We start from the raw sequence: 26,564 nt of genomic DNA on the forward strand, positions 1-26,564 counted from the left end.
AGGGTGCGCCGTGCGCACCGATTGAGAGGCGACTCCTGGGGTTCCGGCCGACACTGTGCCCGCCCCCCAAGAGCCGGTGCGCGCGGCGCACCCTACGATCATGATCCACATATCCCGTAGGGTGGTCGTCGTGGCTCAGTGACCTTGCTGGTACTGCCTGGCCAGTTCGCGCAGCGCGGTTTCGGCGGCCAGTACCTTGTCCACCGCTTCCTCGGCCTTCTCGCGGGTCAGGCCGAGCCCTTCGTGGAGGCTGGCGGGAATCTCGTCCTGCGGGTCGACACCGATGCCGCGACTGGCCAGCAGGCGCACCGCCAGGCATACGAGGTTGGCGTAGGCGGCGTTGTCGCCACGGTAGTCCGGGTCGTGCTGGAAGCGCAGGGCGTCGGCCAGTTCCTCGGGCATGTCCCAGTGACGCATCAGCCAGGCGCCGATCTGCTCGCGGGTGATGCCCAGCAGGTGCTGCTCGACGTAGCTGTGCGGCAGGTGCGGGTTGGCCTCCAGATGCCGGCAGATCAGTGAGAAGTGCGGCGGGAAGACGTGCGCCAGAACCAGGTAGCCGAAGCTGTGCAGCAACCCGGCGAGGTAGGTCAGGCCGCCTTCCGGGCGCACCGCGCGGGGCATGGCGCGGGTCAGGCCCTCGATCACCGCGGCGGTGTAGATCGCCTGCTGCCAGTAGGGCGTGGCCTGTTGCGGCTGGTCCTTGGGCAGGCTGAGGGTCTTGCCGAGCGCCAGGCCGAGCGCCAGGTTGATCACCAGGTCGAAGCCCAGCACGCGGACGATGGCGTCTTCCACCGAGCGGATCTTGCCCGGCGCCGCGTAGTAGGGCGAGGCGGCCCAGCTCACCACCTGGGCGGCCAGCGCCGGATCGGTTTCCACCACGCCGGTGATGTCGTCGATCGTGGCGTTGGGGTCGACGCGCAGCTTGACGATGCGCTGCGCGGTTTCCGGCAGCGGCGGGATCTCGATGGTTTCCTCCAGGCGCTGCTGGATGCGTCGCGCGGTGAAGGCCTGCACCGCCTGGGTGATTTCCGCGCGGTCGTCGTGCGGGCGATTGAGGTTGGGCCGGATGCCGGCCAGCGGCTCGCCGAAGCGCGCGGCGCTGGCCTTGGCCAGCAGCCCCTTGTAGGCGTCGCGGGGAACCTCCAGCAGCACGCCGGGCGTGCCGGACTCGATCAGCAACCGTTCTTCCTGCAGCAGGCGCTCGTCGTACAGGCAGGGCGCGCTGGTCAGCGGCGGCAGGGCCGGCAACAGGTCGAGGCCGTGCTTGCCGAGCAGGCGTTCCTGGCGTTCCGGCTTGATCGCGGTCACTTGGCGGCCGGTCAGTTCGGTGAGGCGCTTGAGATCGAGCAACTGGTTGCGCGGGAACAGCACCAGCAGCGCGCCGATGGCATCCTCCAGCAGCACCGCCTGGACCCGGCGGGCGCAATCCAGCCCCGTTCGCTCATGGCTCACCTGATGGGGCACGGCGAGCTTGCCGAGCAGTTGCAGGATCACCGCGGGCGGCTGGGGCGAGGTTTCGGCGGAGTGGGCGAGTTCGGTCATGGAGGCATCCGGCTGGTACATCGATGGGCCCGAGTATAACCAGCGAGACCACCCTGTGCGGACAAGATGCGACCGGTGAAGACTGGTGCTTAGTGATGGCTCAGACCTGGCCGTACTGCTGGCCATGGCGCAGCCAGCGCTCCAGCAGCGGGCTGACGTGCTGCGGCCAGCGCGCCAGCAGGGCCTGGGCGGCGTCGCGCACGGCCGGCAGCAGCTCGGCGTCGCGCATCAGGTCGGCGACCTTGAATTGCAGCAGGCCGGTCTGCCGGGTGCCTAGCATCTCGCCGGGGCCGCGCAGTTCCAGGTCCTTCTCGGCGATCACGAAGCCGTCGCAGGTCTCGCGCATGATCGCCAGGCGCTCACGGCCGAGCTGCGAGAGCGGCGCGTGGTAGAGCAGCACGCAATGGCTGGCGGCGCTGCCGCGTCCGACCCGGCCGCGCAACTGGTGGAGCTGGGCGAGGCCGAGGCGTTCCGGGTTCTCGATGATCATCAGGCTGGCGTTGGGCACGTCGACGCCCACCTCGATCACCGTGGTGGCGACCAGCAGTTGCAGGCGGCCGGCCTTGAACTCGTCCATCACCGCGGCCTTTTCCGCCGGCTTCATGCGGCCGTGGATCAGCCCGACGCTGAGCCCCGCGAGCGCGGCCGAGAGCTCTTCGAAGGTGGTTTCCGCCGCCTGGCAGGTCAGCTCCTCGGACTCCTCGATCAGCGTGCACACCCAGTAGGCCTGGCGGCCTTCGCGGCAGGCGGCGCGCACCCGCTCGATCACTTCCGGGCGGCGGCTGTCGGCGATCACCAGGGTGTTCACCGGGGTGCGGCCGGGCGGCAGTTCGTCGAGGATCGAGGTATCGAGGTCGGCGTAGGCGCTCATCGCCAGGGTCCTGGGGATCGGCGTGGCGGTCATGATCAACTGGTGCGGGCAGAGGCGGCCGTCGACGCCCTTCTGGCGCAGGGCCAGGCGCTGCTGCACGCCGAAGCGGTGCTGTTCGTCGATGATCGCCAGGGCGAGTTTGCGGAACTGCACTTCGTCCTGGAACAGCGCGTGAGTGCCGACCACCATCGGCGCGCCATCGGCGATCCGCGCCAGGGCCGCCACGCGCGCCTTGCCCTTGAGCTTGCCGGCCAGCCAGGCGACTTCGAGACCGAGCGGTTCCAGCCATTTGGAGAAGTTCAGGTAGTGCTGTTCGGCGAGGATTTCGGTGGGCGCCATCAGTGCCACCTGATAGCCGGCTTCCAGCGCTTGCAGGGCGGCCAGCGCGGCGACCACGGTCTTGCCGGCGCCGACGTCGCCCTGCACCAGGCGCAGCATCGGCTCGCTCTGCGCCAGGTCGTAGGCGATCTCGGCGCCGACCCGCTGCTGCGCGCCGGTGGGTGTGAAGCCGAGGTTGGCGAGGAACTGCTTCGGCAATCGTTTCGCCGGGGGCAGTTGCGGCGCCTCCTGGGCGCGCAGGGTCTCGCGCAGGCGCTGCAGCGACAACTGGTGGGTCAGCAGCTCCTCGAAGGCCAGGCGGTGCTGGGCCCAGTGGCGACCTTCGGCGAGTTCCTCGAGATCGGCGTCCGGCGGCGGCCGGTGCAGGTAGCGGATCGCCTCGTCGAGCGGGCCGAGGCGGTAGTCACGGGCCAGTTCGGCGGGCAGCCAGTCCGGCAGGCTGTGCGGGCCGAGGCGCGCCAGGGCCTGGCCGCTGAGCTGGCGCAGGCGCTGCTGGGTGAGTCCTTCGGTGGTCGGGTAGATCGGCGTCAGGGTCTGTTCCACGGCGATCGGTTCGGCGCCGGAGAGCGCGCGGTATTCCGGGTGGTAGATCTCCAGCCCGGAGGCGCCGGGGCGCACCTCGCCGTAGCAACGCAACTGGGTGCCGCGCTTGAGGCCGTCCTTCTGCGCCTGGCTGAAGTGGTAGAAGCGCAGGCTGAGGGTGCCGCTGCCGTCCTGCAGGCGCACCAGCAGGCTGCGGCGCCGGCCCATCACCACGTCGGCGCCGGCCACGATGCCTTCGACCACCGCATCCTGGCCGGGGCGCAGGGCGCCGATGGGGGTGATGCGGGTGCGGTCCTGGTAGCGCAGCGGCAGGTGGAACAGCACGTCCTGCAGGGTTTCCAGGCCGACCTTGGCGAGTTTTTCGGCCAGCGCGGCGCCCACGCCCTTGAGCGCGGTGACCGGCACCGTTGCCAGCTCGGTCATGGGCTCAGGCGGCGTTGGGCCGCGCCACCGAGCACAGGCGGATCGAGTCGGCCAGCACGTCGATGGCCTTGGGCCGCGGGAAGCTGGCGCGCCAGGCGATGGCCACGGTACGGAACGGCGCCGGCGGGGTCAGCGGGCGTACCTCGAACACGCCGGGCGCGTAGTGGTGGCTGTCCACCGCCGAGAGCGGCAGGATCGAAATACCCATACCGGAGGCGACCATGTGGCGGATAGTCTCCAGCGAGCTGGACTCCACCGTGGTGAACTGGGTGCCTTCGTCGCCGTGCTTGCGCAGGGTCGGGCAGGCTTCCAGGACCTGGTCGCGGAAGCAGTGGCCTTCGCCGAGCAGCAGCAGGCTCTTGTTGTTGAGCTGGGTGCTGTCGATGGTCTCGCTCTCGCCCCAGGGGTGGCCGGCCGGCAGCAGCACCTTGAACGGCTCGTCGTAGAGGGCCATGGTCAGTACGTCGGCTTCCTGGAACGGCAGGGCGATGATGATCGCGTCCAGTTCGCCGTTACGCAGCTTGTCGCGCAGCACGTGGGTGAAGTTTTCCTCGATGTACAGCGGCATCTGCGGCGCCACCTTGTGCAACTGCGGAATCAGGTGCGGGAACAGGTAGGGGCCGACGGTGTAGATGGCGCCGACCTTGAGCGGCGCGGCCAACTGGTTCTTGCCGGCCTGGGCCAGTTCGCGGATGCCCTGGGCCTGCTCGAGGACCTTCTGGGCCTGGGTGATGATGCCCTCGCCGACCGGCGTGAGGCGCACCGCGCTCTTGCTGCGCTCGAAGATCAGCACGCCGAGTTCGTCTTCCAGTTTCTTCACCCCCACCGACAGGGTCGGCTGGCTGACGTGGCAGCGCTCGGCCGCGCGGCCGAAGTGCTGTTCCTGGGCGAGGGTGACGATGTAGCGCAGTTCGGTGAGGGTCATAGGTAAATTCCATGAAAGTGCTACCAATAATAGCGGCAGCTTCCGATGGAACGAAACACCCCAGCGCACCGGGGAGGCGGGGTGGGGTGCCGAAGACCCGAACGCGTGCGGGAAGGACCGTCTACGCGCGTTCGTACCAGGCGCGCGAGCGGTTGACCAGGCGCACCACCAGCAGCATGACCGGTACTTCGATGAGCACGCCGACCACGGTGGCCAGCGCTGCGCCGGAATGGAAGCCGAACAGGCTGATGGCGGCGGCTACCGCGAGTTCGAAGAAGTTGGATGCCCCGATCAGCGCCGAAGGGCAGGCGATATCGTGTTTTTCGCCGACGCGGCGATTGAGCCAGTAGGCCAGGCCTGAATTGAAGAGAACCTGGATCAGGATCGGCACCGCCAGGATGGCGATCACCAGCGGCTGCTGGAGGATGGCCTGGCCCTGGAACGCGAACAGCAGCACCAGGGTCAGCAGGAGGGCCAGCATGGATAGCGGGCCGATTCGCCCCAGTGTGCGCTCGAATGCCGCCTGCCCACGGCGTAGCAACGCGCGGCGCCATGCCTGGGCGATGATGACCGGGATGACGATATAGAGCACCACCGAGGTCAGCAGCGTGTCCCACGGCACGCTGATCGACGACAGCCCGAGTAGCAGCCCGACGATGGGTGCGAAGGCGAACACCATGATGGTGTCGTTCAGGGCCACCTGTGACAGCGTGAACATAGGGTCGCCGCCGGTCAGCCGGCTCCAGACGAATACCATCGCGGTGCAGGGCGCGGCGGCCAGCAGGATCAGGCCGGCAACATAGCTGTCGAGCTGTCCGGCCGGCAGCCAGTCGGCGAATACCTGGCGGATGAACAGCCAGGCGAGCAGCGCCATGGAGAAGGGCTTGACCGCCCAGTTGACGAACAGCGTCACCCCGATGCCGCGCCAATGCCGCCCGACCTGCCCCAAGGCGCCGAAGTCCACCTTGAGCAGCATCGGGATCACCATGATCCAGATCAGCAGCCCGACCGGCAGGTTGACCTTGGCAACCTCCATGCGGCCGATTGCCTGGAACAGATCCGGGGCGATCTGGCCAAGGCTGACGCCAGCCACGATGCACAGCGCCACCCAGGCTGTCAGGTAGCGTTCGAACGTGCTCATGGGCTGCGCATCGGGCACTTTGCCGAGCGCTTCGCTTCCCGCATCCATGGCCTTTCTCACTGCTGGCCGATGTCGCGCAACGCTTGCTGCCGAGCCATGGCATCCAGGCGATCCAGGGGAAGCGACAGGAACAGTTCGATGCGCCGCCGCAGGGCCACGGCGGCATTCAGGAAGGCCTGGCGCTGCTGCTCTTCGCTGCCCTCGGCCGTTGCCGGGTCAGGCACGCCCCAATGGGCGGTCACCGGTTTGCCCGGCCAGAGCGGACAGGCTTCTCCCACCGCGTTGTCGCACACCGTGAAGATGAAGTCGAAGCGCGGCGCCCCGGGTTCGACGAACTCATCCCAGCTCTTGCTGCGGTAGCCGGCGCTCGGTAGATGCAGTCGCTCCAGGGTCGCCAGGGCCAATGGATGCACCTCTCCCCTGGGATGGCTGCCGGCGGACCAGGCCCGGAATCGTCCGCTGCCCAGGTGATTGAGGATGCCTTCGGCCAGAATGGAGCGCGCCGAGTTACCGGTGCAGAGGAACAGCACGTTGTAGGTGGTGTCGGTCATGGGGGAGCCCTGGATCAGCAGGTCGTGCAGGTTTGGGGGGAGGAAACTTCGCACACGCCATCCTGGCAGCAATGCTGGGTCAGATAGCCCAGGAGACTGTTCATGCGTGCATATTCGGCGCGATAGATCAGGTTCCGGCCTTGCTGCTCGATGGTCACCAGGCCTGCATGTGCCAGCTCCTTCAAATGGAAGGACAGGGTGTTGCGGGCCACATCGAGCTGGTCGGCCAGGACGCTGGGGGTGAGCCCGTCGGGACCGGCGACCACCAGCGCGCGAAACACACGCAGCCGCTGGGTATGGGCCAGGGCGCCGAGGGCGGAGACAGCTTGATCTTCGTTCATGGTTCGATAATACAACTTTTATTGAATCATTTGGCAAGAGGGCGAATCGGATCAGGACGATACTGCCTGTGTCTTCTGGTTCTCGATCTGGAAGAGGTGGTGAGGCGGGGAAGTGCGAGGGAAGGCGGTTCCGGCCATTGCCGCGATGTCTCCACGACGGTCGCGACAGAGACTCGGGGAATCGCGTGAGCGGATGTACTGCAAGGGCACTTCGGCCCCTCACCTCGTGGGGGAGGGGCCGAAGCGATGGCAGCCCCCTAGCGGCGATCCAGCGAGTAGACGAAGGGTGCGACCACTTCCAGGCTGTTGCCGTCGAGCAGGTCGGCCGGCGGCTTGGGCACCGGCTGGGCGCGGCGGATCATCGCCAGGGTGGCGCGGTCCAGCGAGGCGCTGCCGGAGCTGCCGACCAGTTCCACGGACAATACGTTGCCATCGCGGTCGACGCTGAAGCGCACTCGCGTGATGCCTTCGTAGCCACGCCGGCGGGCGTCCTCGGGGTAGCGCTTGTAGCGGCTCAGGTGGCTGAGCAGCTTGCTCTGCCAGGTCACCTCGGCCTTCGACGGCGCGCTGACCGATGCCAGTTGCTGGGCGGCCGGCTTGCTGTCGGTTTCCGCCGGCGGTGCCGGTGGCGCCTCCTGCGGCGGTTCCTCGGCCGGCTTGGGCTGCGGCTTCTCGATCGGCTTCGGTGGCTTGGGCTTCGGCTTGGGTTTGGGCTTAGGCTGGGTGATGGCGATCTTCGGCTTCGGCGCTTCGACCAGCTTGGGCAGCGGTTCCGGCTCCGGTTCCGGCTCCACGATCTGGGGCGGCGGCGGGGCCGGCTTGGGCGCGGCCGGCGGCAGCGGCTCCAGCTCGATCATCACGGCTGGCGGCGGCAGCTCGACGGGGGCGGCCTGCGGATGCCAGAACAGCGCCCAGAAGGCCAGTCCGCCGTGCAGGGCGAGCACCACCGCCAGGCTGACGGCGTAGCGCGACAGCGTGCGGGTTTGGGTAGTCATTGAACCGTCTCGAGCCCCACCAGACCGATCTTCAGGTAGCCGGCGCCGCGCAGGGCGTCCATGACTTCCATCAGCTTGTCGTAGTTCACTTCCTTGTCGCCGCGGACGAAGACGGTCTTGTCCTTGTCGGCCTGGGTGAGCTTGTCCAGCGCCGGACCGAGCTGTTCCTTGCTGACCAGCTCGTTGTCCAGGTACAGGGTGTGATCTTCCTTGATGCTCAGGTAGATCGGCTTGTCCGGGCGTGGCGCCGGCTTGGCGCTCGAGGCCGGCAGGTCGACCTTGATGTCGACGGTGGCCAGCGGCGCGGCGACCATGAAGATGATCAGCAGCACCAGCATGACGTCGATAAAGGGCGTTACGTTGATCTCGTGGGATTCGACGAGATCATCGCTTCCTTCGTTCAGATGCAGTCCCATGGATTACCCCAGCTTCACCACGTTGGCCTGCTGGTTGCGATCGCTCGCCGGCAGGTGGTCGAGGTCGCGGCTGAGCAGCAGCAGGACTTGTGCCGAGCAGTCGGCGACCTGGGCCTTGTAGCCGGTGATGGAGCGGCTGAAGACGTTATAGATGACCACGGCCGGAATCGCCGCGACCAGGCCCAGGGCGGTGGCCAACAGGGCCTCGGCGATGCCGGGGGCGACCACCGCAAGGTTGGTGGTCTGCGATTTGGCGATGCCGATGAAGCTGTTCATGATGCCCCACACGGTACCGAACAGGCCGACGAAGGGTGCGGTCGAGCCGATGGTGGCGAGCGGGCCGGTGCCCTTGCTCATGTGCCGGCCGCTGGCGGCGACCAGGCGTTCCAGTCGGAAGCTGACGCGCTCCTTGATGCCTTCCTTCTCGCGGGTGTTGGCCGAGAGCTTCACTTCTTCCAGCGCTTCCTGGACCAGTTGGTGGCTCAGGCAGCCCTGGCGGGCGGTGCCTTCGTCGGCTTCCTTCAGGGTGCGTGCCTTCTTCAGGCCAGCCAGTTCGACCAGCAGGCGGCGGCGGGAGTTGAACAGCTCCAGGCCCTTGGCGATCCAGATGGTCCAGGTGATGATCGAGGCGATCACCAGGCCGATCATCACCGCTTTCACCACGATGTCGGCGCCCTGGTACATGCCCCAGGGCGACAGGTCGTGGGCCAGCGTCTGCTCGGCGGCGACCACTTCCTGCTGCTCGGCCTCGGCGAGGGCGGCGGGATCGATGGCGGCTTCGCCATTCTCGCCGACTGCCGGAGCGCTGGCGGCATCGGTAGCTGCGGCGTCGATAGCGCTCGGGGTCGCCGGAGCGGCGGCCGGGTCGGCCGGAGCGCTGGCCGCCGGTGCGGTTTGCGCGGCGGCTTCGGCGCCGACGGGCTCATCCGCGGAGGCCAGGGTCGGCACCAGCAGCAGGCTGCAGAACAGCGCTGCCAGGCCACGCGAGGCGCGGGAAGGACGGACGGGTTGAGCGTTGGAGTGGTTAGCGTTCATGCTGGGCGGACCCTGAGGAGAAAAGAAGTCAGCTGGACTGCCGGCATGAGCCGGTAGTGAAAAAAGGCCGCTATTATTGCAAGTAATTCTTGTTAACAAAAGTAATATTGTAACTTTCCTATGCACTTTTCTACGTAACACTGCCTTCGTCCGCCGCCTCTGGACTGCCGCTGGAGCTCTCGATGCCTACAGAACCTTCTTTGCTGATCGCCGGTTGCGGTGACGTCGGCTGTCGCCTGGCCGCCCGCATGCTGGGTGCGGGCTGGCGCGTGCATGGCCTGCGTCGCCAGGTCGATGCCTTGCCGGACGGTGTACTGCCGCTGGCCGCCGATCTCGCGGCGACGGACTGCCCGTCGGCCTGGCCCGCGGGGTCGCTGGATTACCTGGTCTATTGCGCCGCCGCCAGCCGCCACGATGAAGGGGGCTATCGACAGGCCTACGTCGACGGGCTGGCGCACCTGCTGGCCTGGCTGGAGCAGCATGGCCAGCGGCCTCGGCACCTGCTGTTCGTGTCCAGCAGCGGCGTATACGGGCAGCGGGACGGCGAGTGGATCGACGAGGAGTCGCCGGCCGAGGCGGGCGACTTCTCCGCACAGGTCATGCGCGAGGCCGAGCAACTGGCGCTGGGCAGTGGCCATCCAGCCACGGTGGTGCGCTTGACCGGTATCTACGGGCCGGGACGCAACTGGTTGCTGAACCAGGTCCGCGAAGGGTGCCGGGTGACCCGCGAACCGCCGCTCTACGCCAACCGCATCCATGCCGAGGATGCCGCCGGATTGCTGGCTTTCCTGCTCGACGCCGACTCCCGTGGCGTGGCCCTGGCGGACTGCTACCTGGGCGTGGACGACGAGCCGGCGCCGCTGCACGAGGTGGTCGACTGGCTGCGCGGCGAACTTGGCGTCTCTCACTGGGCCGAGCAGGGCGAGATGCGCCGCGCCGGCAGCAAGCGTTGCAGCAATGCCCGCGCTCGCGCGCTGGGCTGGGCGCCGCGCTACCCGAGCTATCGCGAAGGCTACGCCGCGGTGCTCGCCGGGCAGGATTGAACGTGGACGCCAACCGCTTGCAGGCACGCTCCTGGCTGCCCGGGGTGGAGCTGTTCCACGCCGACTTCTCCGGCCAGCCGTTCGGCCGCCACAGCCACGACGCCTTCGCCATCGGTGCGATCCTGCACGGCGTTGGCGGCTACCAGTGCCGTGGCGCCCGGCATGCGCTGCCGGCTGGCACCCTGTCACTGATGAACCCCGAGGAGCCGCACACCGGTCATGCCGAGTCGCCGCGACTGGTTTATCGGATGCTCTACGTCGAGGAGGCGCGGCTGCCGCAATTGCTCGGCCGCAAGCGCCTGCCGCGTGGTTTCAGCGAGCTCAACCCGCGCGACGACGGCGCGGTGGCGGCCGCCCTGGCTCGCTTGGTCGACGAGTTCGCTCGGGACGACGCGCTGGCCCTGGAAAGCGAACTGCTGCAACTGCTGGAGCTGGTCTTCACCCGCCATGGTGGCCTGCGTGAGACCGCCGCTCCGCCGCGCGACGGTGGCGTCACTGCGCGTCTGCGCGACTACCTGGAGGCACATTACCGCGAGTCGATCGGCCTGGAGGATCTGGCCGGCCTGCTGCAGCGCCATCCGCGCCACCTGATCGAGGCCTTCCGTCGTGCCTACGGCGTACCGCCGCACACCTACCTGCTGCAACGCCGGGTGGCCGAGGCCAAGCGCCGCCTGCTGGCCGGCGAGGCGCTGGCGGACCTGGCCCTGGAACTGGGCTTCTACGACCAGGCGCACTTCTCCGCCACCTTCAAGCGTTTTACCGGCGTGACGCCGGGGCATTACCGGCGCGGCGGCGCCTGAGTTTTTTCCAAGACCCGCCGATTCGAGCGGATCGAGACTGGCCTCCGCGTTCGTCGGAGGTCCGTCATGCTCGCCCTGTTCATGCTGGTTGCCAGTACCCATTTCGCCGCCCTGCTGTCGCCGGGGCCGGATTTCTTCCTGCTGATCCGCGCCACCCTGTTGCGCGGTCGGCGGCATGCCGACGGCTGCGCCAGTGGCATTGCCCTGGCCAACCTGCTGAGCATGTTGTTGGTGCTTTGCCTCCTGGGGTTGTTGCCGGAAGAGGGCGGTTGGCTGTGGCAGGGACTGCAATGGCTGGGCGGTGGGTATTTCGTCTGGCTCGGCTTGCAGGCACTGGCCGCCCGGCGCGACCTGAGCCTCCCCGAGGACAGCGCCGGAGCGAGGGGAAGCTGGCGTGCCGGCTTCGTCCAGGGGCTGCTGGCCAGCAGCCTGAACCCCAAGCTGCCGATCTTCTACGCCGGGCTGTTCGGTGTACTGCGCCAGTCCGCCATGCCCGCCTGGGGGCTGGCGCTGAGCATGACTTGGATGGGGCTGGTGGTGCTGGCCTGGGACCTGCTGCTGGTGCGCCTGCTCGGCCAGGCGCGCTGGCGGAACTGGCTGGGGCGCCGGGTCGTCTGGCTGGATCGTTTGTGTGGGGCGCTGCTGTTGGCGCTGGGCGTCTGGTTGCTCGTGGAGGCCTGAATGCAGGGAGCGGCCGGGCGGAGCTCCCTACGATCGAAGCGCGAGGGGCGGGGCGAGTGCCCCGCCGGAGGGCTTATTCGAGGACCAGGATGCCGTCCATTTCCACCTGTGCGCCGCGCGGCAGGGCGGCGACGCCGATGGCGGCGCGGGCCGGGTAGGGCTGCTCGAAGTAGCGGCCCATGATCTCGTTGACCTTGGCGAAGTTGGAGAGGTCGGTGAGGAAGATGTTCAGCTTGACCAGGTCGTGCATGTAGCCGCCGGAAGCTTCGATCACCGCCTTGAGGTTCTCGAACACCTGGACGGTCTGGGCTTCGAAGCCGTCCACCAGTTCCATGGTCGCCGGGTCGAGCGGGATCTGCCCGGACAGGTAGACGGTATTGCCGGCCTTGATCGCCTGGGAGTAGGTGCCGATGGCGGCAGGCGCCTTGTCGCTGTGGATGACGGTCTTGCTCATGGGGAGGCTCCTTGTTCGAGGGGGAAAGACGATAAAAGCGCTTGAGGCCGGACGACAAGGCTGTCCGCTATCCGCTGTTCGATTCGTCCAGCGTTCAGCCTCCAGCGCTTTTGTCGGCCTTCAGGCTCTTACGCGGGTGATGCGGATCACGCCCTTGAGGGCGCGCAGCTTCTTGATGACCCGGGCCAGGTGCACGCGGTCGTGCACGCTGACCACCAGTTGGACCACGCTGATGCGGCCATCGCGTTCGTCCATGCTGATCTTTTCGATGTTGCCGTCGGCGGCGTTGACGCTGCTGGCGAGCAGGGCGATCAGGCCGCGCTGGTGCTCCAGTTCGACACGCAGCTCGACGTTGAATTCACCGGTGACGTCCTTGGCCCAGGACAGGTGGATGCATTTTTCCGGGTTGTGGCGAATCTCGGCGATGTTCTTGCAGTTTTCCAGGTGCACCACCATGCCCTTGCCGGCGGACAGGTGGCCGACGATCGGGTCGCCGGGAATCGGCGTACAGCACTTGGCGTAGCTCAGCACCAGGCCTTCGGTGCCACGGATCGCCAGCGGGCCCTGGCTGGCCGGCAACTGGTCGCCGTCGCTGGCCAGCAGGCGGCGGGCGACCACGTAGGCCATGCGGTTGCCGAGGCCGATGTCTTCCAGCAGGTCTTCGATCACCTCCAGGCGATACTCGCCGAGCACCGTCTGCAGGCGTTCGGCGGGGACTTTCTCGAGATGGCTGTCGAAGCCGGTCAGCACCTTGTTGAGCAGGCGCTCGCCGAGGCTGATCGACTCCGAGCGGCGCTGTTGCTTGAGGGCGTGGCGAATGTGCGTGCGCGCCTTGCCGGTGACCACGAAGTTGAGCCAGGCCGGGTTCGGCCGGGCGCCGGGGGCGGTGACGATCTCGACCGTCGAGCCGCTTTCCAGGGCTTGCGACAGCGGCGCCAGGCGGCGGTTGATGCGGCAGGCGATGCAGGCGTTGCCGACGTCGGTGTGCACCGCGTAGGCGAAGTCGACCGCGGTGGAGCCTTTCGGCAGCTCCATGATGCGGCCCTTGGGCGTGAACACGTAGACCTCGTCGGGGAACAGGTCGATCTTCACGCTCTCGATGAATTCCAGCGAGTTGCCGGCGCGTTGCTGCAACTCCAGCACGCCCTTGACCCACTGCCGCGCGCGGGCGTGGTTGCCCTTGGGATGGTCGTCCTCGCTGGACTTGTACAGCCAGTGCGCGGCGATGCCGTTGTTGGCCATCTCTTCCATCTCGCGGGTGCGGATCTGGATCTCGATGGGCACGCCGTGCATGCCGAACAGGGTGGTGTGCAGCGACTGGTAGCCGTTGGCCTTGGGAATCGCGATGTAGTCCTTGAAGCGACCGGGCAGCGGCTTGTACAGGTTGTGCACGGCGCCGAGCGCGCGGTAGCAGGTGTCGACCTTGTCGACGATGATGCGGAAGGCGTAGACGTCCATGATCTCGTTGAACGCCTTGCGCTTGCCGCGCATCTTCTTGTAGATGCTGTAGAGGTGCTTCTCGCGGCCGATCACTTCGCCGCTCATGCCTTCGCGTTGCAGGCAACTGGCCAGCGATTCCTCGATCTTGGCGACGATTTCCTTGCGGTTGCCGCGCGCCCGGCGCACGGCGGCGCGGATACGCTCGGAGCGCATCGGGTGCATGGCCTTGAAGCCGAGGTCCTCGAACTCCACGCGCATGCTGTGCATGCCCAGGCGGTTGGCGATCGGGGCGTAGATTTCCAGGGTTTCGCGGGCGATGCGCCGGCTCTTCTCGTGCGGCATGGCATCGAGGGTGCGCATGTTGTGCAGGCGGTCGGCCAGCTTGACCAGGATCACCCGGATGTCGCGGGCCATGGCCAGGGCCATCTTCTGGAAGTTCTCGGCCTGCGCCTCGGCCTTGGTCTGGAAGTCCATCTGGGTCAGTTTGCTGACCCCGTCGACCAGCTCGGCGACGGTTTCGCCGAACTGTGCGGTGAGCGCTTCCTTGGCGATGCCGGTGTCCTCGATCACGTCGTGCAGCATGGCGGCCATCAGGCTCTGATGGTCCATGTGCATGTCGGCGAGGATGTTGGCGACCGCCAGCGGATGGGTGACGTAGGCTTCGCCGCTACGGCGGCGCTGGCCATCGTGGGCCTGCTCGGCGTAGAAGTAGGCGCGGCGGACCAGGTTGATCTGGTCCGGACCGAGGTAGGTCGAAAGGCGCTCGGCGAGGACGTCTATGCCCGGCAAGGGTTCACCCCCTGCCGATCATCCGGCCCCGGTGTCGCGACTCTTCGACCAGGCATGGGCTTACAGGGCCTCGTTGGCCTCTTCCTCGAAGTTGACGAACAGCGGTTCTTCCTCGACCAGCTCTTCCTGGGCGACCACATCGTAGTCGACCAGGCCGGCGGCGATTTCGCGCAGGGCGACCACGGTCGGCTTGTCGTTCTCCCAGGCTACCTTGGGTTCCTTGCCACCGGTGGCCAGTTGGCGGGAACGCTTGGTGGCGAGCATGACCAGTTCGAAGCGGTTATCGACGTTATCCAGGCAGTCTTCAACGGTAACGCGGGCCATGGTGTTCCTCTAGCGACGTAAATGAGCGAAAAACGTGCCCGAATCGGGCAGGCGGACTGAATAGTCTAAAAAATAGACAGCATTAATGGAAGCTGAAAGCGCTTTTTGTAGGGGCAACAGCCTTGCGTGCTCTATTTTCCGGGTTCCCGCGTTCGCGGGAATGACGCTTGGGCGGCGGCGAGACTTCCCCTTGCCTCGTCATTCCCGCGCAGGCGGGAGTCCACTAGACACCGCAGGAGCAAGCTTCGAGAACAAGCTCGCTCCTAATGGAGGGCGGTGTCAAGCCAGCAATTCGCTGAGCAGGCCGGCGTGGCGCTTCTGCTGGTGGTCCTGGGTCAACTGGTTGGCACGGAAGATCGACTTGAGGTCGGCCAGTGCGTGGGCGAAATCGTCGTTGATCACGATGTAGTCGTATTCGACGTAGTGGCTCATCTCGCTGACGGCCTCGCGCATGCGCCGCTCGATCACTTCGCTGCTGTCCTGGCCGCGGTTGGTCAGGCGGTGGCGCAGGGCTTCCTGGGTGGGCGGCAGGATGAAGATGGATTTCGCCTGCGGCATCAGCTTGCGGACCTGCTGGGCGCCCTGCCAGTCGATCTCGAGGATCAGGTCGTAGCCCTCGGCGAGCGTCTGCTCCAGCCAGCGCTGCGAGGTGCCGTACAGGTTGTCGAAGACCTGGGCGTGTTCGAGGAATTCGCTGCGTTCGAGCATCGCCTTGAACTGTTCGTGGCTGACGAAGTGGTAGTTGACCCCGTCCACCTCGCCCGGGCGCATGGCGCGTGTGGTGTGCGAGACGGATACGCGGATCTGCGGCACGGCGTCGACCAGGGCCTTGACCAGACTGGTCTTGCCCGCGCCGGAGGGGGCGGAAATGATGTACAGGATGCCGTGGGTGGTGGCCATGGTGAGGATTCCGGAAACGTTTGCTGGATGATGCCTGCCCGGCATCACTCGATGTTCTGCACCTGTTCGCGCATCTGTTCGATCAGCACCTTGAGGTTCACCGCCGCCTGGGTGCTGCGCGGGTCGAACGCCTTGGAGCCGAGGGTGTTGGCTTCGCGGTTGAGCTCCTGCATCAGGAAGTCCAGGCGCCGTCCGGCGGCGCCGCCGGCCTTGAGCACCCGGCGCACTTCGGTGACGTGGGTGGTCAGGCGATCCAGTTCCTCGGCGACGTCGCTCTTCTGCGCCAGCAGGACCAGTTCCTGTTCGAGGCGCTGGGGATCGAGTTCGGCCTTCAGTTCGGTGAAGCGGTCGAGGATCTTCTGCCGCTGGGCGGCGAGCATCTGCGGGACCAGTACGCGCAGCGCGCCGACTTCTTCGAGAATGCCGTCCAGGCGCTCGTTGAGCAGCTTTGCCAGTTCGGCGCCTTCACGGGCGCGGCCGTTCTTCAACTCGCCAAGGGCGGCCTCGAAGGCTTCCAGGGCGGCCTTGTTGAGCGCCTGCGGGTCGGCCGCGTCGGCCACCAGCACGCCTGGCCAGGCCAGCACTTCCAGGGGGTTGAGCGGGGCCGGCTGCTTGATCAGTCCGGCGACGGTCTCGGCGGCGGCGACCACCTGGGCGGCGCGTTCGCGGTCGACCTGCAGCGGCTGGCCGGCGTTGTCCTCGGCGAAGCGCAGGGTGCATTCCACCTTTCCGCGCGATAGGCCCTGGCGCAGCGCCTCGCGCACCGCGCCTTCGAGGTCGCGGAAGGCTTCCGGCAGGCGCAGGTGCGGCTCCAGGTAGCGATGGTTGACCGAACGCAATTCCCAGCTCAGGGTGCCGTGGGTACCCGCCCGTTCGACGCGGGCGAAAGCGGTCATGCTGTGCACCATGGGGAAGACCTCGCGGATGACAGGGGACGAAAAGCGCAGGATTGTAGCGCAGTGCGCCGATGCCTCCCAATTTGCCGTGTCGCCCCGCCCCGGCGGCCCTATAATGGCGGGCAGACTCACGTTCCCATAGGTAGTTCGACATGAATCGTCCCAGTGGCCGCGCGCCCGACCAGCTTCGCCAGATCCGCATCACCCGCAACTACACCAAGCATGCCGAGGGTTCGGTGCTGGTGGAGTTCGGCGACACCAAGGTGATCTGCACGGTCAGCATCGAGAACGGCGTGCCGCGCTTCCTCAAGGGGCAAGGGCAGGGCTGGCTGACCGCCGAGTACGGCATGCTGCCGCGCGCCACCGGCGAGCGCAACCAGCGCGAGGCCAGCCGTGGCAAGCAGGGCGGGCGGACCCTGGAGATCCAGCGCCTGATCGGTCGTTCGCTGCGCGCCGCGCTGGACATGTCCAAGCTCGGCGAGATCACCCTGTACGTCGACTGCGACGTGATCCAGGCCGACGGCGGCACCCGCACCGCGTCGATCACCGGCGCGATGGTGGCGCTGGTCGATGCCCTGCGCGTCCTCAAGAAGCGTGGCGGCCTGAAGGGGGGCGACCCGCTCAAGCAACTGATCTCCGCCGTGTCGGTGGGCATCTACAAGGGCGAGCCGGTGCTCGACCTGGACTACCTGGAAGACTCCGCCGCGGAAACCGATCTCAACGTGGTGATGACCGACTCCGGCGGCTTCATCGAGGTGCAGGGCACCGCCGAAGGCGAGCCGTTCCATCCCGAGGCGCTCGCCGCCATGCTGGACCTGGCGCGCAAGGGCATGGCCGAGCTGGTCGAGCTGCAGCGCGCGGCCCTGGCCGACTGATTCTTCTTCCCTACTCGCAAGGAGCACCCGCATGAGCGACGAACCGCTACCGGTCACCACCGTCAGCCAGGAAGCCCGCCAATGGGCGATGTTCTGCCACTTCGCGGCCTTCTTCGGCCTGGTGTTTCCCTTCGGCAACCTGCTCGGTCCGTTGATCGTCTGGCAGATCAAGAAGGACTTCGATCCCTTCGTCGACGCCCAGGGCAAGGAAGCGTTGAACTTCCAGATCACCGTATCGCTGGCGGCGCTGGTGTGCTTCATGCTGATGCTGGTGGTGATCGGCTTCCTGCTGCTCGGCCTGCTCGGCATCGTCGCGCTGGTGCTGGTCATCATCGCCGGCATCAAGGCCAACGAAGGGCAGGACTACCGCTATCCGTTCAACTGGCGGTTGGTGAAGTAGGAGCCAGCTTGCTGGCGATCCGGCAGCTTCCGCATGGCCGGGAGCCCCGATCGCCAGCAAGCGAGGTTCCCACAAAAGCAAAAAGCCGGCTGATGCCGGCTTTTTGTTGTCCGTCAGACCGTCAGCGTCCAGTCGTAGTCGACGATCAGCGGCGCGTGCTGCGAGAAGCGCGGCTGTCGCGGCAGGCGGGCGCCACGCACGAAGCGGCGCAGGCCCGGGGTGAGCAACTGGTAGTCGAAGCGCCAGCCGAGGTTGAGCATCTGCGCTTGCTCGGTGTCCGGCCACCAACTGAATTGCTCGCCTTCGCGGCTGACTTCGCGCAGGGCGTCGACGTAGCCCATGTTGCCGATCACTTCGTCCATCCACGCCCGTTCCGGCGCGAGGAAGCCCGGCGACTGCTGGCAGTCGCGCCAGTTCTTCACGTCCATCTTCTGATGGGCGACGTAAAGCGAGCCGCAATAGATGTACTCGCGGCGCTTGCGGCGCTGCTTGTCCAGGTAATGGGTGAAGTCGTCCATGAACTTGAACTTGTGGTTCAGGCTCTCGTCGCCGTTCTGCCCGGAAGGCAGCAGCACGCTGGCGATACTCACCTTGTCGAAATCGGCCTGCAGGTAGCGCCCGTAGCGATCGGCGGTCTCGAAACCGAGTCCACTGATCACCGCCTTGGGTTGCAACCGCGAATAAAGCGCCACACCACCTTGGTCGGGCACTTCGGCTTCGCAGGCATAGAGGAAATAGCCGTCCAGTTGGAAGGCTTGGTCGTCCAGTTCAAAGGCGGAAGAGCGGGTATCCTGCAGACAGATGACGTCGGCATTCTGTGCTTGCAGCCAGCTGAGTAGACCCCGCTCGACCGCAGCTTGAATACCATTCACGTTCACACTGATGATCCGCATAAATGGCCCCCAAAAACACGTGGGTGTATGATACCCGAGCTCATCTCAATTAGCTAAATCCGTGCCGTTCGGGGCTTTTTCATGCAGGCGTACCAGCGCGACTTCATTCGTTTTGCCATCGAACGCGGGGTACTGCGTTTCGGTCAGTTCACTCTCAAGTCCGGGCGCGTCAGCCCCTATTTCTTCAATGCCGGGCTGTTCAACAGCGGCTCCGCGCTGGCCAGGCTCGGCCAGTGCTACGCTGAGGCGGTGATCGATAGCGGGCTGGATTTCGACGTGCTGTTCGGCCCGGCCTACAAGGGCATCCCGCTGGCGGCGGCGACCGCCGTGGCGCTGGCCGACAGGCACGACCGCGACCTGCCCTGGTGCTTCAACCGCAAGGAAGCCAAGGATCACGGCGAAGGCGGCACCCTGGTCGGCGCGCCGTTGCAGGGCCGGGTGCTGATCGTCGACGACGTGATCACCGCCGGCACGGCGATCCGCGAAGTGATGCAGATCATCCGCGCCCAGGACGCCCAGGCTGCCGGTGTGCTGATCGCGCTGGACCGCCAGGAGCGCGGCCAGGGCGAACTGTCGGCCATACAGGAAGTCGAGCGGGATTTCGGCATGCCTGTGATCAGCATCGTCTCGCTGGAGCAGGTGTTGGAGTATCTTGCCGAGGATGCCGTGCTGAAGGAGCACTTGCCGGCGGTGCAGGCCTATCGCGACCAGTACGGGATCTAACTTCTCCAACAGGTATCGTCCATGCTCAAACCGGTTTCGTTGCGCGTAACGCTGTTGCTGGGGATGCTGCTGCCGCTGGCCAGCCAGGGGCAGACCACCGAGTTGTATCGCTACGTCAACGACAAGGGCGTGGTCGTGCTGGACCGCCAGGGCGTGCCGCCGCAGTACATCGGCAAGGGCTACGAGGTGCTCAACGAGCAGGGGCGGGTGATCCGGGTGGTTCCGCCGGCGCCGAGCCCGGAGGAGATGAAGCGCCAGTTGGCCGAGAAGGCCCGGGCCCGCTCCGATGCGCAACTGCTGCGCCTGTACAGCACCCCGGAGGACGTCGAGCGGGCCAAGGTGCGCAAGCTGGCCGAACTGGATGGCCTGATCAGCGTGGCGAACGGCAACCTGCAATCGCTGCGCACCCAGCAGGCCAACCTGCAGAGCCAGGCCGCCGACCATGAGCGCGCCGGCCGCGAGGTGCCCGCGCACCTGGTGTCGCAGATCGAGAACCTCAAGTCCGAGCAGACGCATACCCAGCAGGACATCCGTCGCTACCAGACGGCGCGCCAACAGGCCGAAGCGAGCTTCGATGCGGATCGGGCGAGACTGGCCGAACTGCTCGGCGCGAACCGCTGACCGACCAGAGGTAGGGTGGGCTTCAGCCCACCGATTCTCTTTTCAATGAATTGAAGCGGAGCTCCGCCCGGCCCGCTCTACGGCTGCCCGGCGCTATTCCCCGGGCGCACGGCGCTCGTATCCCCGCGCCTTTTCGCGTAGCCAGTCGGGCAGCGGCTGGCTGCTGCGGCTTTCGCCATTGGCGTGCACGTAGATCACTTCACCGGCGGTCAGCGCCGTGTCGTCGCGCCAGATGCCGAGGTTGAAGGTCAGGCTCGAGCGGCCCAGGCGGCCGATGCGCACGCCGATGTCCAGGCAGTCGTCGAAGCGTGCCGGGGCGAAGTACTCGAGGACGGTCTTGACCGCGAAGAAGTCGCCGCCGTCGCGGCTGAGGTCGGCCGGATAGGCGATGCCCAGCGCGCGGAAGTATTCGGTGATGCCGACGTCGGCATAGGTCAGGTAGTTGCCGTTGAACACGATCCCTTGCGGGTCGACCTCCGCCCAGCGCACCCGCAGGGGATGGATGAAGCGGAAGTCGGCGCGGTCGAGCATGCTCAGTGCTTCTTGCGGTTGCAGATCAGGGTGCCGACGCCGCTGTCGGTGAAGATCTCCAGCAGCACCGCGTGAGGCACCCGGCCATCGATGATGTGCGCGCTGGTGACGCCACCCTGCACCGCTTCCAGGGCGCAGCGGATCTTCGGCAGCATGCCGCCATAGATGGTGCCGTCGGCGATCAGCTCGTCCACCTGGGTGGTCGACAGGCCGGTCAGCACCTGGCCCTGCTTGTCCATCAGGCCGGCGATGTTGGTGAGCAGCATCAGCTTCTCGGCGCGCAGCGCCTCGGCCACCTTGCCGGCCACCAGGTCGGCGTTGATGTTGTAGGACTCGCCGTCGGCGCCGACGCCGATCGGCGCGATCACCGGGATGAAGTCGCCCTTGACCAGCATGTTGAGCAGTTCGGTGTTGACCCCGGTGACCTCGCCGACGTGGCCGATGTCGATGATCTCGGGCTGGGTCATCTCCGGGGTCTGGCGGGTGACCTTGAGCTTTTTGGCGCGGATCAGCCCGGCGTCCTTGCCGGTCAGGCCGATGGCGCTGCCGCCATGGCGGTTGATCAGGTTGACGATGTCCTTGTTGACCTGGCCGCCGAGCACCATCTCCACCACGTCCATGGTCTGGGCGTCGGTGACGCGCATGCCGTCGATGAAGTGGCTTTCGATCGACAGGCGCTTGAGCAGGTCGCCGATCTGCGGACCGCCGCCGTGGACCACCACCGGATTGATGCCGACCGCCTTCATCAGCACGATGTCGCGGGCGAAGCCTTCCTTCAGCTCGTCGCTTTCCATGGCGTTGCCGCCGTACTTGATCACCAGGGTCTTGCCGACGAAACGGCGGATGTACGGCAGCGCTTCGGAAAGTACCTGGGCGATGTTGGTGGCGGCGTCACGGGCGAGGGTCATGCGGGGCTCCAGGGCAACGGATAACGGTCAGAACGGCAGGTTGAGGTTGGGGTCGACGGCCAGCAACTGGGCGCGGAACAGTTCGCGAATGCGCTCGAGCTCCGCCTGGGTGTCGCCCTCGAAGCGCAGCACCAGCACCGGCGTGGTGTTGGAGGCGCGTACCAGACCCCAGCCCTTGGGATAATCGACGCGCACACCGTCCAGGGTGGTCACGCTGCCTTCGCCCCATTCGCCGCCGCTCTGCAGGCGCTCGATGATGCGGAACTTGGTTTCCTCGGTGACCTGGACGTTGATTTCCGGGGTCGAGATGTCGACCGGGAAGGCGGAGAACACGTGCTCGGCGTCGCGCTTGTCGAGGCTGAGGATCTCCAGCAGGCGGGCGGCGCTGTAGATACCGTCGTCGAAGCCGAACCAGCGCTCCTTGAAGAAGATGTGGCCGCTCATCTCGCCGGCCAGCAGGGCGCCGGTCTCCTTCATCTTCTTCTTGATCAGCGAGTGGCCGGTCTTCCACATCACCGGGCGGCCGCCGTAGCCGCTGATCAGCGCGCCCAGGCGGCGGGTGCACTTGACGTCGAAGATCACGTCGGCGCCGGGGTTGCGCGATACCACGTCCTTGGCGAACAGCATCATCAGGCGGTCTGGGTAGATGATGGTGCCTTCGTTGGTCACCACGCCAACGCGGTCGCCGTCGCCGTCGAAGGCCAGGCCGAGGTCGGCCTTCTCTGCCTTGACCTTGGTGATCAGGTCTTCCAGGTTCTCCGGCTTGCCCGGGTCCGGGTGGTGGTTGGGGAAGGTGCCGTCCACGTCGCAGAACAGCGGGATCACCGTGCAGCCCAGGGCTTCGATCAGTTGCGGGGCGATCACCCCGGCGACGCCGTTGCCGCAGTCGACCACCACGCGCAGTGGCTTGGCCAGGGCGATGTCGTCGCGGATCTGCTTGAAGTAGCGGTCGAGGATGTCCACCTGCTCGACGTTGCCGACGCCGCTGGCCAGGTCGTTGCTCTCGATGCGCTGGCGCAGGGCCTGGATTTGCTCGTTGGCCAGGGTGTCGCCGGCGATCATGATCTTGAAGCCGTTGTAGTCCGGCGGATTGTGGCTGCCGGTGAGCATGACGCCGGATTTGCCTTCCAGCACGTTGGCGGCATAGTACAGCGCCGGAGTCGGCACCATGCCGATGTCGCTGACCTGGCAGCCGGTGTCGGCGATGCCCTGGATCAGCGCCTGCACCAGCTCGGGGCCGGACAGGCGGCCGTCGCGGCCAACCGCGACGCAGGGCTCGCCACGGGCGAGGCTTTCCGAACCGACCGCGCGGCCGATCCAGTAGGCGGTCTCGGTGGTCAGGGTGTCGCCGACCACGCCGCGGATGTCATAGGCGCGGAAAATGCTGGTGGGCAACGTGGGTGGAGTGATGGCGGTATCGGGCATGGGGCTTTGCTCCAATCCCAGGAGATCCTGGTCTTCGTCGAGAATGTCGATATCGAGGATATCGGTGTCCTGAAACAGCGGGTCGACCAGTTCGCTGGTTCGGACCGGCTGGGGCGCCTCCGGGCGTTCCGGTGCGGTGGCGCTCTTGTCTTTGCCGTTGCCATTGCTGGTGGCCGCGGTGGGGCGAGGCAGGCGAGCCAAGGTCTGGGCCAGCAAGTTGAGTTCGGGCAGGCGCAGACTGAAGGCTTTGACGGTCTTGCCGCTCGAGAGTTCGCGCAGCATCTGGCCGAGTTGCTCCACGTCGTCGCGCAGGCGTCGTTGCTGGCCGCGCAGCAGCAGGAACAGGCCGAGCAGCGCACCGCCAAGTGCCAGCAGCACGGCGGGGGCCAGCAGCCACAGCGGGACGCCGCCCTGTTCCAGGGCGCTGCCGGGGGTGAAGGTCAGTTTCCAGTTGGGATTGCCGCTGGCGAGGACCAGCGGCGTCCCCGCTGCGCCATCACCGCGCTGGGTGAGCACTTGCGCCGGGCTGTTGCCGAACTGCTGGGTGAGCTGCAATTGGCCGACGCCGGCCGGCAGCGGCGGCAGGGCGGCGAGCAGGCGTTGCAGGTCGAACACCAGCAGCAGGGTGCCGGCGGCCGGTTCGTTGTCGCTGGCGCGCAGCGGCGCGACGCTGTAGAGCAGCCAGCGCTGGCCGACCCGGTAGGCTTCCGGGGCCGGCGGCTGGCCGTTCTCGGCGCGGCGGATCAGGTCGAGGGCGGCGAAGTTCACCGGCGCCGCGTTGCTGGCATCCTGCGCCGCCTGGCCACGCAGGTTGAGATGGGCGCCGACCACGCTTTCCCAGTAGCCGAGCGCTCGTTCGGCGGCGTTCAACTGAGTGCCGTCCTGGCTTTGCAGGGCGAGCAGCAGTTGCGGGTTGCGCGCGGCGGCGTGGGTGTCGGCCTGCACTTGCTTGACGGCCTGCTGCAAGGCTGCCGCCTGGCTGCCGCCCCAGGCTTCGGCGAGGCGCTGGCGCTGTTCGGCCTGCTGGCTTTGCAGGCCGCCGAACCAGAGCAGCGCGGCGGCGGCGATCAGGCCGGCCAGGCTGGCGCCGAGCCCCGGCAGCAGGGTCGAAAGGTCCGTCGCTCCGGCCGTTGGGGCCTGACGGGAGGCGTCGGGGTTGATGGGGGCCGGCTCCTTGGCGGCGTGCTTGAAGAGTTTCACGCGGGGTCTCCTCGACGATTCATCCTGAATGGGGGCGGCGGCTGATCAGTGGCTGCCGGAGTGGCCGAAACCGCCGGCACCGCGCTCGCTGGCGTGGAATTCGTCGACCAGTTCGAAATGCGCCTGCACCACCGGCACCAGCATCAGTTGGGCGATGCGCTCGCCGACGGCGATGGTGAAGGCCGTGTGGCCGCGGTTCCAGCAGGACACCATCAGTTCGCCCTGGTAGTCGGAGTCGATCAGGCCGACCAGGTTGCCGAGCACGATGCCGTGCTTGTGGCCGAGCCCGGAGCGCGGCAGGACCAGCGCGGCCAGGCCGGGATCGGCGATGTGGATGGACAGGCCGGTGGGGATCAGCAGGGTCTGGCCCGGCTCGATCACGGCGTCTTCCTGGAGCATGGCGCGCAGGTCGAGGCCGGCGGAGCCCGGCGTGGCGTATTGCGGCAACGGGAAGTCGCGGCCGAGGCGCGGGTCGAGGATCTTGGCTTGCAGTGAGTGCATGGTGGTCTCAGGCCTGGTTGAGGCGATCGGCGATGAAAGCGACCAGTTGGCGGGCGATCTTGCCCTTGCTGGTCTGGGCGAAGCTAGTCTGCCGCTGTTCGCGATCGATGATGGTGATGGCGTTCTCTTCGCTGTTGAAGCCGATTGTGGGGTTGGCCACATCGTTGGCAACGATCAGGTCGAGGTTCTTGTCGCGCAGTTTGCGCGAGGCGTAGTCGAGCAGGTTCTCCGTCTCGGCGGCGAAACCGACGCTGAACGGGCGGTCGGGGCGGCCGGCCAGGGTGGCGAGGATGTCCGGGTTGCGCACCAGTTGCAGCAGCAGGCCCTCGCCGGTGGTCGGGTCCTTCTTCATCTTGTGCGGGGCGACCACCTCGGGGCGGTAGTCGGCCACGGCGGCGGCGGCGATCAGCAGGTCGCAGGGCATCGCCGCCTCGCAGGCGGCGAGCATGTCGCGGGCGCTGACCACGTCGATGCGGTTGACCCGGTCCGGCGTCGGCAGGTGCACCGGGCCACTGACCAGGGTGACCTTGGCGCCGGCCTCGGCGGCCGCTTCGGCGAGGGCGAAGCCCATCTTGCCGGAGCTGTGGTTGGTGATGTAGCGCACCGGGTCGATGTTCTCCTGGGTCGGCCCGGCGGTGATCAGCACGTGCCTGCCGTCCAGCGCCTGGCGCTGGAAGCAGTCGGCGGCGAGCAGGGCCAGGTTGTCGGGCTCCAGCATGCGGCCGAGACCGACGTCGCCGCAGGCCTGGGCGCCGGAGGCGGGGCCGAACACGCGCATACCGCGCTGGGCGAGCAGATCGAGATTGGCCTGGGTCGCCGGGTCGCGCCACATGCCCTGGTTCATCGCCGGGGCGAGGGCGACCATGGCGTCGGTGGCCAGCACCAGGGTGGTCAGCAGGTCGTTGGCGATGCCCTGGGCGAGGCGCGCCAGCAGGTCGGCGGTGGCCGGGGCGATCAGCACCAGGTCGGCCCAGCGCGCCAGCTCGATGTGGCCCATGGCAGCTTCGGCGGCGGGGTCGAGCAGGTCCAGATGGACCGGGTGGCCGGACAGCGCCTGGAGGGTCAGCGGCGTGATGAACTCACGGCCGCCCTGGGTCATCACCACGCGCACTTCGGCGCCCTGGTCGCGTAGCCGGCGAATCAGTTCGGCACTCTTGTAGGCGGCGATACCGCCACCCACGCCCAGGACGATGCGTTTCCGATACAGCCGCTGCATAGCACTTGCCTTAACACAGAGTGATGGAGTCGACGGCGCTGCCCGCCCTGGCCGGTCGCCGTGGAAAAAAAGAGCCGGTACGATAGCACAGCGCCCGCAGCGGAGCAGCGGGCCGGCTCTAGACCTAAGGAGAGGATATGAGTATTCGCGATTGGCCCGTGGCGGAGCGCCCGCGGGAAAAACTGCTGGAACAGGGCGCGGCGAGCCTGAGCGACGCCGAATTGCTGGCGATCTTCCTGCGTACCGGCGTGACCGGGCGCAGCGCGGTGGACCTGGCGCGCCACCTGCTCAGGGACTTCGGCAGCCTGCGCGCGCTACTGGAGGCCGACCTGGCGACCTTCAGCCGGCACCTGGGGCTGGGCGCGGCCAAGTTCGCCCAGTTGCAGGCGGTGCTGGAAATGGCCCGCCGCCACCTGGCCGAGCGGATCAGGCGCGATTCCGCGCTGGAGAGCCCGCAAGTGGTGCGTGACTACCTGAAAGCCTGCCTGCGCCACGAGCCCCACGAAGTGTTCGGCTGCCTGTTCCTCGATGCCAAGCACCGCGTGCTGGCCTTCGAGGTGCTGTTCCAGGGCACGGTGGATGGCGCCAGCGTCTACCCGCGCCAGGTGATCAAGCGTGCCCTGGCGCACAATGCGGCGGCTGTGATCCTTACCCACAACCACCCTTCGGGCGTGTCCGAGCCCAGCCAGGCGGACCGCCTGCTGACCCAGCGCCTGAAGGAGGCGCTGGCCCATGTCGACGTGCGGGTGCTCGACCACTTCGTGGTCGGTGATGGCGAGCCGCTGTCGATGGCTGAACTGGGGTGGTTGTGATTCCGTAGGG

General features: G+C 67.0%; 28 protein-coding genes. 8 read left to right on the plus strand and 20 right to left on the minus strand.

The features are described from left to right. Positions 1-135: 135 nt before the first annotated feature. From PSEWESI4_RS02715 to exbB, 9 genes are all read right to left on the minus strand, one after another. Positions 136-1,542, minus strand: coding sequence for an aminoacyl-tRNA deacylase and HDOD domain-containing protein (locus tag PSEWESI4_RS02715; protein ID WP_187669638.1), 1,407 nt, complete (start codon positions 1,540-1,542; stop codon positions 136-138). A gap of 100 nt (positions 1,543-1,642) precedes the next feature. Beyond that, positions 1,643-3,718: an ATP-dependent DNA helicase RecG gene (gene recG / locus PSEWESI4_RS02720; protein WP_187669639.1), complete on the minus strand. Its 2,076-nt coding sequence runs from the start codon at positions 3,716-3,718 to the stop codon at positions 1,643-1,645. A gap of 4 nt (positions 3,719-3,722) precedes the next feature. Beyond that, on the minus strand, positions 3,723-4,643 hold the full coding sequence (locus PSEWESI4_RS02725; protein ID WP_187669640.1) for a hydrogen peroxide-inducible genes activator: 921 nt from the start codon (positions 4,641-4,643) through the stop codon (positions 3,723-3,725). Between the two features lie 121 nt (positions 4,644-4,764). After that, positions 4,765-5,784, minus strand: coding sequence for an ACR3 family arsenite efflux transporter (gene arsB, locus PSEWESI4_RS02730; protein ID WP_408004266.1), 1,020 nt, complete (start codon positions 5,782-5,784; stop codon positions 4,765-4,767). Between the two features lie 56 nt (positions 5,785-5,840). Further along, positions 5,841-6,335 (minus strand): arsenate reductase ArsC, encoded by a 495-nt coding sequence (locus PSEWESI4_RS02735; protein WP_187669642.1) that lies wholly within the window; start codon positions 6,333-6,335, stop codon positions 5,841-5,843. Between the two features lie 14 nt (positions 6,336-6,349). Further along, complete coding sequence (locus PSEWESI4_RS02740; RefSeq protein WP_187669643.1) at positions 6,350-6,676, minus strand: ArsR/SmtB family transcription factor; 327 nt, start codon at positions 6,674-6,676, stop codon at positions 6,350-6,352. A gap of 257 nt (positions 6,677-6,933) precedes the next feature. Next, complete coding sequence (locus PSEWESI4_RS02745) at positions 6,934-7,671, minus strand: energy transducer TonB (RefSeq protein ID WP_187669644.1); 738 nt, start codon at positions 7,669-7,671, stop codon at positions 6,934-6,936. Further along, on the minus strand, positions 7,668-8,087 hold the full coding sequence (gene exbD, locus PSEWESI4_RS02750) for a TonB system transport protein ExbD (protein WP_187669645.1): 420 nt from the start codon (positions 8,085-8,087) through the stop codon (positions 7,668-7,670). Before exbD ends, PSEWESI4_RS02745 begins: the two co-directional genes overlap by 4 nt. A 3-nt stretch (positions 8,088-8,090) precedes the next feature. Next, entirely contained in the window at positions 8,091-9,122 is a 1,032-nt protein-coding gene (gene exbB, locus PSEWESI4_RS02755; RefSeq protein ID WP_187669646.1) for a tonB-system energizer ExbB, read from the minus strand. Positions 9,123-9,304: 182 nt separating this feature from the next. Between exbB and PSEWESI4_RS02760 the strand changes: the two genes are divergently transcribed. The 3 genes from PSEWESI4_RS02760 to PSEWESI4_RS02770 all read left to right on the plus strand — a co-directional run bounded on the left by PSEWESI4_RS02760 (position 9,305) and on the right by PSEWESI4_RS02770 (position 11,646). Then, positions 9,305-10,165, plus strand: coding sequence for an NAD-dependent epimerase/dehydratase family protein (locus PSEWESI4_RS02760; protein ID WP_187669647.1), 861 nt, complete (start codon positions 9,305-9,307; stop codon positions 10,163-10,165). Between the two features lie 2 nt (positions 10,166-10,167). Beyond that, a complete protein-coding gene (locus tag PSEWESI4_RS02765) occupies positions 10,168-10,965 on the plus strand; it encodes a helix-turn-helix transcriptional regulator (protein WP_187669648.1) in 798 nt (265 codons plus the stop codon). A 66-nt stretch (positions 10,966-11,031) separates the two neighbouring features. Next, a complete protein-coding gene (locus PSEWESI4_RS02770) occupies positions 11,032-11,646 on the plus strand; it encodes a LysE family translocator (RefSeq protein ID WP_187669649.1) in 615 nt (204 codons plus the stop codon). 73 nt (positions 11,647-11,719) lie between these two features. Here the strand turns inward: PSEWESI4_RS02770 and PSEWESI4_RS02775 are convergent, their stop codons facing one another. From PSEWESI4_RS02775 to PSEWESI4_RS02795, 5 genes are all read right to left on the minus strand, one after another. Next, positions 11,720-12,100: a RidA family protein gene (locus tag PSEWESI4_RS02775; protein WP_187669650.1), complete on the minus strand. Its 381-nt coding sequence runs from the start codon at positions 12,098-12,100 to the stop codon at positions 11,720-11,722. 120 nt (positions 12,101-12,220) lie between these two features. Beyond that, entirely contained in the window at positions 12,221-14,329 is a 2,109-nt protein-coding gene (gene spoT, locus PSEWESI4_RS02780; RefSeq protein WP_187669651.1) for a bifunctional GTP diphosphokinase/guanosine-3',5'-bis pyrophosphate 3'-pyrophosphohydrolase, read from the minus strand. A 60-nt stretch (positions 14,330-14,389) separates the two neighbouring features. After that, positions 14,390-14,653, minus strand: a complete 264-nt coding sequence (gene rpoZ / locus PSEWESI4_RS02785; RefSeq protein WP_187669652.1) for a DNA-directed RNA polymerase subunit omega — start codon at positions 14,651-14,653, stop codon at positions 14,390-14,392. Between the two features lie 279 nt (positions 14,654-14,932). Then, on the minus strand, positions 14,933-15,553 hold the full coding sequence (gene gmk / locus PSEWESI4_RS02790; protein ID WP_187669653.1) for a guanylate kinase: 621 nt from the start codon (positions 15,551-15,553) through the stop codon (positions 14,933-14,935). 44 nt (positions 15,554-15,597) lie between these two features. After that, positions 15,598-16,461 (minus strand): YicC/YloC family endoribonuclease, encoded by an 864-nt coding sequence (locus PSEWESI4_RS02795; RefSeq protein WP_187669654.1) that lies wholly within the window; start codon positions 16,459-16,461, stop codon positions 15,598-15,600. Between the two features lie 140 nt (positions 16,462-16,601). On the opposite strand from PSEWESI4_RS02795, the gene rph reads away from it, so the two are divergent. Further along, positions 16,602-17,324: a ribonuclease PH gene (rph, locus tag PSEWESI4_RS02800; RefSeq protein ID WP_187669655.1), complete on the plus strand. Its 723-nt coding sequence runs from the start codon at positions 16,602-16,604 to the stop codon at positions 17,322-17,324. A gap of 31 nt (positions 17,325-17,355) precedes the next feature. Then, entirely contained in the window at positions 17,356-17,724 is a 369-nt protein-coding gene (locus PSEWESI4_RS02805; RefSeq protein ID WP_187669656.1) for a DUF4870 domain-containing protein, read from the plus strand. Positions 17,725-17,837: 113 nt separating this feature from the next. Here PSEWESI4_RS02805 and PSEWESI4_RS02810 read toward each other — a convergent pair whose 3' ends face one another. Beyond that, complete coding sequence (locus PSEWESI4_RS02810; RefSeq protein WP_187669657.1) at positions 17,838-18,617, minus strand: exodeoxyribonuclease III; 780 nt, start codon at positions 18,615-18,617, stop codon at positions 17,838-17,840. Positions 18,618-18,698: 81 nt separating this feature from the next. Here PSEWESI4_RS02810 and pyrE point away from each other — a divergent pair, with 81 nt between their 5' ends. Both pyrE and PSEWESI4_RS02820 read left to right on the plus strand, forming a co-directional pair. Then, entirely contained in the window at positions 18,699-19,340 is a 642-nt protein-coding gene (gene pyrE / locus PSEWESI4_RS02815) for an orotate phosphoribosyltransferase (protein WP_187669658.1), read from the plus strand. A gap of 21 nt (positions 19,341-19,361) precedes the next feature. Beyond that, positions 19,362-19,961 carry a DUF4124 domain-containing protein gene (locus PSEWESI4_RS02820; RefSeq protein ID WP_187669659.1) on the plus strand — a complete coding sequence of 200 codons (600 nt, stop codon included), beginning with the start codon at positions 19,362-19,364 and terminating at the stop codon, positions 19,959-19,961. A gap of 93 nt (positions 19,962-20,054) precedes the next feature. Here the strand turns inward: PSEWESI4_RS02820 and PSEWESI4_RS02825 are convergent, their stop codons facing one another. The 5 genes from PSEWESI4_RS02825 to coaBC all read right to left on the minus strand — a co-directional run bounded on the left by PSEWESI4_RS02825 (position 20,055) and on the right by coaBC (position 25,742). After that, the gene (locus tag PSEWESI4_RS02825) at positions 20,055-20,492 is read right to left on the minus strand and encodes an acyl-CoA thioesterase (protein ID WP_187669660.1); all 438 of its coding nucleotides are present in this window, start codon (positions 20,490-20,492) and stop codon (positions 20,055-20,057) included. Between the two features lie 2 nt (positions 20,493-20,494). Then, entirely contained in the window at positions 20,495-21,400 is a 906-nt protein-coding gene (gene argB / locus PSEWESI4_RS02830) for an acetylglutamate kinase (protein ID WP_187669661.1), read from the minus strand. A gap of 27 nt (positions 21,401-21,427) precedes the next feature. Beyond that, positions 21,428-22,825, minus strand: a complete 1,398-nt coding sequence (gene algC / locus PSEWESI4_RS25040; protein ID WP_210768828.1) for a phosphomannomutase/phosphoglucomutase — start codon at positions 22,823-22,825, stop codon at positions 21,428-21,430. Between the two features lie 1,245 nt (positions 22,826-24,070). Next, positions 24,071-24,526 carry a dUTP diphosphatase gene (gene dut / locus PSEWESI4_RS02840; protein ID WP_187669663.1) on the minus strand — a complete coding sequence of 152 codons (456 nt, stop codon included), beginning with the start codon at positions 24,524-24,526 and terminating at the stop codon, positions 24,071-24,073. 7 nt (positions 24,527-24,533) lie between these two features. Then, positions 24,534-25,742: a bifunctional phosphopantothenoylcysteine decarboxylase/phosphopantothenate--cysteine ligase CoaBC gene (gene coaBC / locus PSEWESI4_RS02845; RefSeq protein WP_187669664.1), complete on the minus strand. Its 1,209-nt coding sequence runs from the start codon at positions 25,740-25,742 to the stop codon at positions 24,534-24,536. A gap of 137 nt (positions 25,743-25,879) precedes the next feature. Here coaBC and radC point away from each other — a divergent pair, with 137 nt between their 5' ends. Next, the gene (gene radC / locus PSEWESI4_RS02850; protein WP_187669665.1) at positions 25,880-26,554 is read left to right on the plus strand and encodes a RadC family protein; all 675 of its coding nucleotides are present in this window, start codon (positions 25,880-25,882) and stop codon (positions 26,552-26,554) included. The last annotated feature ends 10 nt before the right edge of the window (positions 26,555-26,564 follow it).

The organism is Zestomonas carbonaria (assembly GCF_904061905.1).
In the GTDB taxonomy this organism is placed as follows: domain Bacteria; phylum Pseudomonadota; class Gammaproteobacteria; order Pseudomonadales; family Pseudomonadaceae; genus Aquipseudomonas; species Aquipseudomonas carbonaria.